This window comes from Serratia sp. CY47444 (assembly GCF_052168635.1).
Classification (GTDB): Bacteria; Pseudomonadota; Gammaproteobacteria; order Enterobacterales; family Enterobacteriaceae; genus Serratia; species Serratia bockelmannii.
This window is the reverse complement of record NZ_JBJNMH010000024.1, coordinates 41,011-50,744: the sequence shown is the minus strand read 5'-3', so window position 1 is coordinate 50,744 and position 9,734 is coordinate 41,011. Positions and strand designations below refer to the sequence as shown.

General features: G+C 56.2%; 1 protein-coding gene. It reads left to right on the top strand.

Annotation, left to right across the window (positions count from 1 at the left end; genetic code table 11):
- The first annotated feature begins 117 nt into the window (after window positions 1-117).
- Window positions 118-9,720, top strand: a complete 9,603-nt coding sequence (locus ACJ8IL_RS22720; RefSeq protein ID WP_442516859.1) for an amino acid adenylation domain-containing protein — start codon at window positions 118-120, stop codon at window positions 9,718-9,720.
- Window positions 9,721-9,734: the final 14 nt, after the last annotated feature.

Here is a 9,734-nt window from a genome sequence, read left to right as displayed (position 1 = left end):
ATAAAAAACTATCCTTAATGGTAGTTATGTCTCATTGATACAAATGGTAATTTTTTAAACGGAATTGTAAATAATGCTAATTAGTTATGCGTCATAACTCAATTAAGGTGTTAGGTTATGGATGATGAGTTTACATTACCAATAATTAACAATAAAGAAACAAAATCCGCGCTTGCGCTCACGCCGAGTCAACAAGGGTTTTTATTTCATGCGTTAACGGGAGAAGGAAAACATCATTACCATGAACAATTTGTTTGCCATTTTTCTGAATGCGTAAACGCTGCGCTTTTCCAATGGGCTTTAAATACCTTATTTAAAAAGCATGACTGTTTCCGTATCCGTTTCTGTTGGGATGAAGGCGATCACCCCTATCAACAGGTTTGCATCGATGCAGTGCCGAATATCTATATTGTCGATGCCAATCAGCATAATAAAAAAGTCACTTTTCCCTTGGGCGAGACTATTACACTTGACGCCCCACAGGATGATAACCTTGATGTATTTGTTAACGCATTTCTCCGCGCTGATTTAAATAACGTCTTTGATTTAAATACGATCCCCGTTCGTGCCTATTTAATTCAGTCGAAAACTGAAAGCGTCTTTATATTTTCTTATCATCATATTGTGATGGATGGTTGGAGCTTATCTCTTTTTATTCAGCAGCTTTTCAATCTTTATACCCGCGCGTTGGCAACGGCATCGCAGGATGACTCGTTTATTTTACCCTCGTCCATCAAACCTTTTATTACTGAGGTGGCGAAGCGGCAAAAAGTATTTCAACGCGAATATTGGGCCTCATACCTGCAGGCGATGGTGCCTACCTCTCTTGAACCGCTCTTGCAGCACCAGGACGCGCATGAACTGACGGATGAACTGCTCGGTGCGAGCCTGGAAAAAGCGCTGCCGCCGGACGTCTGTCAGAAAATACACACGCTGTGTGGGCAGCATCGGATCACCCCGGCCACGCTGTTTTATGTCGCCTGGGGCATTGTGCTGCAACGCTGGCTTTACGCTGATGATGTGGTTTTTGGGGCCACTGTCTCTGGCAGAAATACGCCGATTGACGGCATCGAAAGCGCACTCGGCCTGTTTATTAACACGTTACCGCTGCGGGTGAAAGATGATGGCAACAGCACGTTGCTACAACACTTGCAGCGCATGCATGAGACGCTGATTAATCACTATGAGTATGAATATGATGCGTTAGCGAAAATAAAACAGGTGGCGCAACAGGAGCGCCATCAAGGTGAACTGTTTAATACGCTGGTCGTGATAGAAAATTATCCGGTCGATGCGGCCTTATTGGCGGGCGAGGCTCAGATCGGCATTCGCAGCATGCGAGTGCAGGAGCAAACTCACTACCCGTTAACCCTTACTATCGCCAATCAGCGTGGTTACCGGTTCGGCATCGGCTATGCAACGCGTTATCTTACCGCCAACATGGCGCAAGCCATGCTTACGCAACTGTGCTATCTGGTCGAGCAAATTGTGCATAACCCGCAGCGAACGATCGCATCGCTGGTCAATATCTCCCCAGAACAGCAAACAAGCTATCTTCAGCCGTATCTGAACGGCATGGCATGCCGTAACTGGGACCCCCAGTCCAACGTTGTTGAACAGTTCTTGCGGGTTATCGAAACCGCGGCAGATCGCGTCGCCGTTGCAGATGAACAAGATGCGTTGACCTACCGCGCGTTAGCCGAGCGTGCCGATCGGATTGCTACCTATCTCGCGCAGCAGGGCATACGTCAGGGCGATTTTGTCGGCATTATCAGCGAACGTACCGTCAATACGGTGGCGGCGATAATCGCTATCATGCGCATCGGTGCTGCTTATGTACCGATCAGCCCCGACTACCCCTCTGGCCGTATGCAGGAGATGATTGACGACAGCCAGTTATCATTACTGCTGGTGCAGGGAAAACCTCTCGGCGAACTCAGTGTGGCGCAGGGCGATCTTTGTGCCTTACCCGCTGCCTCGAAGGTGGAATATCCTGCGATCACCCCAGATTCGCCCGCTTATGTGATTTACTCGTCTGGCTCTACCGGCAAACCAAAGGGCATCGTGGTGGCGCACCGCAGTCTGCTGCGTCTGATGCAGGGCGAAAGCGCGCTGAAAGCGGCGACGAACGACGTCACCTTGCTGACCTGCCCCTTTGAGTTTGATGTCTCGGTGTTTGAAATGTGGTCCACCTTGCTTAACCACGGCAAACTGGTGCTGTTGAGCAAACTGGCTTTGCTCGACATGGACAAAATCCGCGCAGCGATCGTGAAAGAACAGGTGACGCGCGCCTGGTTTACCGCGTCATTGTTTAACTCTTATGTGGCGGAAGGCGGCGATTTCTTTGGCCTGCTACAGCGTATTACTGTAGGGGGCGAAGCGGTATCCGCCAGGCATGTCAATGCCGTGATGACGACATACCCGCATCTGAAGGTGACCAATGGCTATGGGCCGACGGAGAACACCATCTTCACCACCGCCTACCGATTTGACGGCCTTCAGCCTGCCCGTGTGCCGATCGGCTACGCCGTGCCGGGAACGTCGCTCTATATCACCGATCGTCACGGGCATCTGTTGCCGCTGGGGGCTACCGGTGAACTGGTGGCAGGCGGCGAGGGCGTTGCCATCGGTTATCTGAATAAAGCGCAGTTGACAGCCGCCGTATTTATCCCCGATCCCTTTATCCCCGGCGGGCTGATGTACAAAACCGGAGATTACGCGCGGCTACTGGATGACGGATGCGTTGAGTGTTTTGGCCGCAAAGACGGGCAGATCAAAATCAGCGGTCAGAGAATTGAAACCGGCGAAATCGAACAACGTCTGCTGGAGTGTGCGGGCATTGTCGAAGCGGTGGTGATCCCTCATACCGTGCGGGACACCCTGCATCTTGCGGCCGTCATTTGCGTCGACGAGCGCTATGAACCCGCCGAGACGCTCGCGCAGTTGAGCGGCAGGCTACCGCAATTTGCCGTTCCAGAATCATGGGTAGTCGTGGCGGAAATGCCGAAGAACCACAGCGGGAAGGTGGATCTGACGCAGGTGCGCAACCTGCTGCCCGCGCAGCAAAGCCCGATCGTTCCGACCGTAGAGAAACTCACGCAACCCGGTGTAGGGCAAGCACTGCGGCAGATATGGCAACATGTGCTCGAGCTGCCGCACATTGATGGCAGTGACTCCTTTTTTGCCTTGGGCGGCACCTCGCTGGATACCATCAGGATCAAAGGGGAAATCAAGCGGCAATTACATCTCGATATTGATATCACCGATCTCTTTAAGTACCCCACTCTGGATTCACTGACGCATTTTCTTAACGCTGCGCCGCAGTCGGCGGTGGCCGAGCCGGAGCCTGCCGTTGCCTACAGTGACACGCCGCTGGCGATTGTCGGTATGTCGGGGCGTTTCCCCGGTGCGACGGACATTGAAGCGCTGTGGGCACTGATTGCCGGGCGAGAAGCAGGATTAACCCTGTTTAGCGATGATGAGCTACTGGCCAGCGGGGTCTCTCCCGAACAGCTAAGACAAAGCAACTATATAAAAACCAAAGGGATCATTGACGATCACGAGTGGTTCGACGCCGACTTCTTTGGTTATACCCCCAACGAAGCGGAATTGATGGATCCGCAAATTCGCCTGCTGCATCAGTGTTGTTGGCAGACGTTGGAACATGCCGGGTGCGATCCCGTTTCCTTTGCGGGCACCATCGGTGTGTTCGCGGGACTCCTGACATCGCCCTACTGGCTGGATGCGGTGATGAAGGACACGACGGATTCTACCGCCTTGTACAAGGCCAGCATCCTGAATATTCACGCTGTCACCGCGTTGATCGCCCATGCGTTAAATCTCACCGGTCCGGCCATGACGCTGGATACGGCGTGCTCGACCTCGGCGGTAGCCATCCATCAGGCGTGTAATGCCCTTCGCAATGGCGATTGTGATGCGGCGCTGGCGGGCGGCGTGTCCATTGAGATGCCAGCCTACCGTGGTTACGAATACCATGAGGGGATGATCAATGCTCGGGACGGCGTCTGTCGCCCCTTCGATCGCCTGGCTTCAGGTACGGTAACCGGCGATGGCGTGGCGACACTGTTGTTGAAACGCCTGGATGATGCGTTGGCTGATCGGGACTGCATTTATGCGGTGATCAAAGGCTCGGCCATCAACAATGATGGGAATAATAAGGTTGGCTATACCGCGCCGAGCGTGAGTGGGCAGATGACGGTGATCCGCTCTGCCTTGCGCCGCGCCCATTTTACGACCGACAGCATCGGCCTGGTAGAGGCGCACGGAACCGCTACCGTACTGGGCGATCCTATTGAGATACGGGCGCTGAATGAGGTGTTCGGTGCTGCGCGTGCGCCAGTTTGTGCGGTCTCGGCCATAAAAAGCAATATCGGCCATTTAAACTCGGCGGCGGGCGTGGCGGGGGTGATCAAAACCGCGCTGGCCCTTCATCATCAGGAATTGCCGCCGACGGCGCATTTTACCCAACTCAATCCCGCCATTGATCTGTCGCATTCTGCGCTTTACATCAATCATGAATCACAGCCTTGGACGCAAAATCAGCCGCGTCGGGCGCTGGTAAGCTCGTTTGGGATTGGCGGAACCAATGCCAGTATCGCGCTAGAAGAACATCTGGCGTCTGAGAAGGGTGAGCCGGATCATGTACGCGACGACTATCTGCTGCTGTTTTCGGCGAAAACCCCTGCGGCGCTTGAGGCGCGGGTCGTCTCTACGCTGGAATATGTTAAGTATGGGGCGGGCGTTCGCCTGCCCGATGTCGCCTATACGTTACAGACAGGACGTACCGCGTTCAAATATCGGCGCGCCTATCTGGTGAGCCGTGGCGCGAAAATCGATCTTTCCAGCGCCACCATTTTGCATGCTGAACAGGTTAGCGGTCAGAGCACGGCGACCGGTGTCTGCTTTATGTTCCCCGGGCAGGGGAGCCAGTATCGCGGTATGGCCAGCGCGCTCTATGCCCGTCAGGCGATTTTCCGCGAGCAGATGGATCGGTGCTTTGCTGCCTATCAGCGCTATTCGTCGGTCGATCTTAAGGCGCTGCTGTTTACCGCCGATCATCCGCAGGATATTAACCAGACTATTTTCACTCAGCCGGTGCTGTTTTGCGTCGAGTACAGTCTGGCGCAGACCTTGATGGCGCTGGGTGTCACACCCGCCAGCATGATCGGGCATAGCTTGGGCGAGTATGTGGCGGCCTGTATCGCTGGCGTGTTTACACTTGATGACGCTATCCGGATCATCGAAGCACGCGGGCGTTTGATGCAGTCCATGCTGCCGGGCAGTATGCTGGCGATCTACCTGAGTCGTGCGCAATTGGAACCCTGGCTGGCGGCGCACGAAGGTATTGAACTGGCGGCCAACAACAGCGAGCATTTTTGTGTCGTTGCCGGTGACGATGAGGCTATTTCCGGCCTCTGCGCCCGCCTGGTGCAAGCCGATATTCAGCATACGCTGCTCAAAACCTCTCATGCGTTTCACTCGGCCATGATGGCGCCGATGCTGCCGGAGTTTGCCGCATTGCTGCGGCAGATCCCACTAAGTGCGCCGCGCATCCCCTTTATCTCTAATGTCACCGGGGAGTGGATCACCGCTGAACAGGCGACGTCACCCGATTATTGGGTTCAGCAGGTCCGTAATCCGGTGCTGTTCAACGAAGGAGCCGCGCACCTATTGAGTGAGTCGTCCCTATTGGTGGAGGTCGGGCCAGGAAAAACGCTATCAACCTTTATTCAGGCACACAGCCAATATCGCGATCAGCCCACTGTGCTGACGCTGCGCCAGGCCAAAGCGCAGATCGATGACGAACACTTTATGCACCACACCCTCGCAACGCTCTGGGTGAACGGTGTAAATATCGACTGGCGTCGCTTCAATCATGATGCGCTCGGGCGGCACATTCCCTTGCCGGGCTATCCGTTCGAACAGGCCTATTATTATCGCTATGGTGCCGCGCTGTCTGGCTATCGTCACCCGCAGCATCCACTGCGTCGCCCGAAAGAAGAATGGTTGCAACGAGTCGTGTGGCAGTCGCACATTGCGCCATCAGGTGATGATTTTTATGCGCCCGGCGCGCTGGTGCTGGTTATCGGCGCGGACAGCGATCGGGTGCAGAATGCGCTGGCACAGAGCGGGGTTGACAGTGTCGTGGTGCCCATGCCGGTCTCGGATGAGGGCGAAGTGTGGGATAACGACCGAATTATTACGCACTTTCATTGCGTGACGCCGCTGTTACAGCAAAAGACGTACCAGCAGTTGCATTATCTGTATGCTCCATCCGCACAGCTTTCGCTGGCACAGTCGCTGACTGGGCTCTATCGCGTTGCCACCTGGTGTGCGCGCCAAACCACGCCAGTGGCCTCATTGACCGTGCTCACTCAGGGCGCATTTCGGGTGCAGGAACACGAGAACCCGGATCCGGCGCTGGCGGCGTTGTCCGGTGCGATCACCGTGTTGGCTCAGGAACTCTACCCCACCGATGTCCGGATGCTCGATCTGGCCAAGACAGATAAACTCACGATCCTCACCCAGCGCGTGGTTAACGACCCCGCTCAGCCGGTTATGGCGATCCGCCAAGGGGTGGCGTATCTGCGCCGCTACGTACCAACGCGTTTGTTGACAAGATTGCCGCAGCAGTCATGGTGCAATCCGGGTAGCGTAGTGTGGATTATTGGCGGAGAAAAGGGTATCGGCCGAGTTATCGGCCACGAACTGGCGCGTCGCGATGGCGTCAGCGTAATCCTGAGCAGCCGCGCAGCGCATCAACATGCCCCGGTGCAGGATGCCGGACTGCAGGTCATCCACTGTGACGTGACACATACCGAAGCGGTGAATACCTGTCTGGCTACCATTATTGAGCGTTATGGCCGGTTGGACGGCATTATCTTTGCCGCTGAATCCAGCACGGCCATGACGTTGCATCAACTGAGCGAGTCTGCGCTGTTGGATTCACTGGCGGTGAAAGGGGCGGGCACGGACAATGTGCTGCACGCGCTGGAACGGCATCAACTGCTGGATGAACGCTTACTGATGCTGTTTTGCAACTCGCTGGCCGCCGTTAATGCGGAGGTCGGTCAGACGGGCTATGCCGCGGTTAGCGCTTACCTGGATGCACTCGCAGAGCAGTTGAGATCGCGCTATGGGGTGAATGCACTCAGCGTAGGTTGGGATGCGTTAAAAGAACAGGGCATGCTGCTGGAGGCGATTAACGGCAGTGAAAATGCGTACCTGCGCGGCCTGCGTCCATTAGCGGCCGGGTCACTGTTGCAGGCGTATAAACGGCAGGGCGGGCGAGCGAGCTATTACGCTCGACTGTCGCCGCAGCGCGACTGGCTGCTTGATGAGCACCGGATTGCGGGTGTTGCCACGCTACCGGGCACCGGCTATCTGACGCTGGTTTACGACGCACTGCGCCATTATCTGGCACAGGCGCGAGTCTGTATCGATGAGCTGGTTTTCCTTGCGCCGCTGAGTGTGGCGGATCATCACTGCGTCGATCTATTTGTCGACATTGAGCCGGAAGGTGACGCGTTCAGCGTTGAGGTGAAATCGATTGAGGATATGTTCACTGACGCATTAACTACCCACGCCAAGGGACGTGTTTCGCTGTTGACCGAGAACGCTACGGCTACGTTGGATCAGGCGTCAATCCTGCGCAGCATGCGCGAGATGACGGCCGAGGTGCGCGGTTTGCCGGGGGCTCACTTCCGCTATGGGCCGCGCTGGCAAAACCTGCAACAGGTTCACTGCAATGCGGCAATGACCCACGCATTCGCGACGCTGACCCTGCCCACCGCCTACGATCGGGACGCATTCGCCCTACATCCGGCGCTGTTGGATGTCGCCAGCAGTTTTATCGAACAACTGGCTGGTTATCACACCGAGACGGTTCCATTCCTTTATCAGGATTTACGCCTGTACGGTCCGATGACCGCGACGCTTCACGCGGAACTGACCGTAAACCAGCACGACGAAGACGGGGATAGCTACGCCTTCACGCTCTATGATGACGCTGGCGAACTTATTGCCCGCTGTGCGGCGTTAATGAAGCGCAAAGTGCAGATCCAGATGCTGGACGCGAATTGCGATACGCGGCTGCGCGTGCCCTGTGCCGAGAATTATCAGTTGCAGCTACAACCGGGGGATGCGGGTGCCAGCACGCTGGTGTTGCAACCTACGCCGCGTCTGGCGCTGGGCGATAATCAGGTAGAAATTGAAGTTCTGGCCAGCGGGCTGAATTTTAAAGATGTCCTGTTCTCTATGGGGTTGCTCAGGCAGCAGCCGGACGACGCACCGCTGCAATTAGGGCTGGAGTGCGCAGGCCGCATTACCCGTGTGGGTAAAAATGTCAGAGAGTTTGCGCCTGGCGATGATGTGATGGCGGTACTGAATGGCGGCTTTGTCGCGTATTCGCAAGTGGATAGTCACTGCGTAGTCAGAATGCCGGCGCATTGCCGTATCGAGCAGGCGGCTGCGCTGCCCATCGCCTATCTCACCGCGTACTACGCGCTGGTGGTGCGCGGCGATCTCCAACGCGGTGAACGGGTATTGATCCACAGTGCGGCGGGGGGCGTTGGCCTGGCGGCGGTGCATATCGCCAAAATGTGCGGCGCAGAAATCTACGCGACCGCAGGCAGCGAGCCTAAACGCGAGTACCTGACGTCACTCGGTGTACATTGCGTTGCGGATTCCCACAGCGAACAGTTTGCTACAACCCTGCTCGCGCACTCGCAGGGACAGGGCATGGATGTGATCCTCAATTCCCTCACCGGACGTCTGCTTGATGTCAGTCTGACGCTGTTGGCACCGCTCGGGCGATTTCTCGAACTGGGTAGCAAAGACATCGTGGAAGATCGCGCGCTACCTATGCGCTTCTTTGCTCACGGCGGCAGCTTTATTCCGCTCAATTTCCATGCCGCGCAAGGGGCGTTTCGCCGCTATCTGCAGCAGATTGTCGCCTGGATTGACGATAAAACCCTGCCGTTACTCCCCTGTAAGCCGGTTCCCCTGCCCGAGGTTGCAAACGCGTTCGCCACCCTGACCACGCCACAGCATATCGGCAAGGTTGTCGTGATTCACCGCAGCAGCGCCGGGATGGATCGGTTGAATGCCATGATCGCCGAGCGGCGGCGTGGCGGATATGCGCTCAGCATGAGCAACCCGGAAGCGATGCGTCAGCTACGCCCCCTGTTGCAGACGCGCAGCCCCTGGGCGCAGGTGCTGATCTCACCGCGCAACATCGACGAACTGACGACGGGCAACCGTGTGGATCGCGACAGTCCCGCGGATGCAGACGCCGTGAGCGCGCAAGGCGTAATGAAAAAACGCCCGCGCCCGGAAATCGGCGTGGCCTATAGCGCACCAACCCGCGAGGTTGAACGGGAACTGTGTCACATCATTGAAGATTATCTGGGCATCGCCAATATCGGTATTGATGACCAGTATGCGGCGCTGGGGGCGACCTCGCTGGATATGGTGCAACTGAGTGGGCAGATGGCGCGCCGCTATCCGCATGTAAGCGTGGTCACGCTGTATAACCACGCCAGCGTGCGTCAGTTAGCCGCCTTTTGCCAGCCGCCGGATGAGGACACTGTGGCGCCATTGCCCCCCTCTGCGCCGCAGAAGCACAGCCCCAATCAGGCGGCAAAACGCGCGTTACAGATTGCGGAAAACAACGCGCGCAAGCGAAAAAATTCGCATTGACTCGGGCTGGCTAT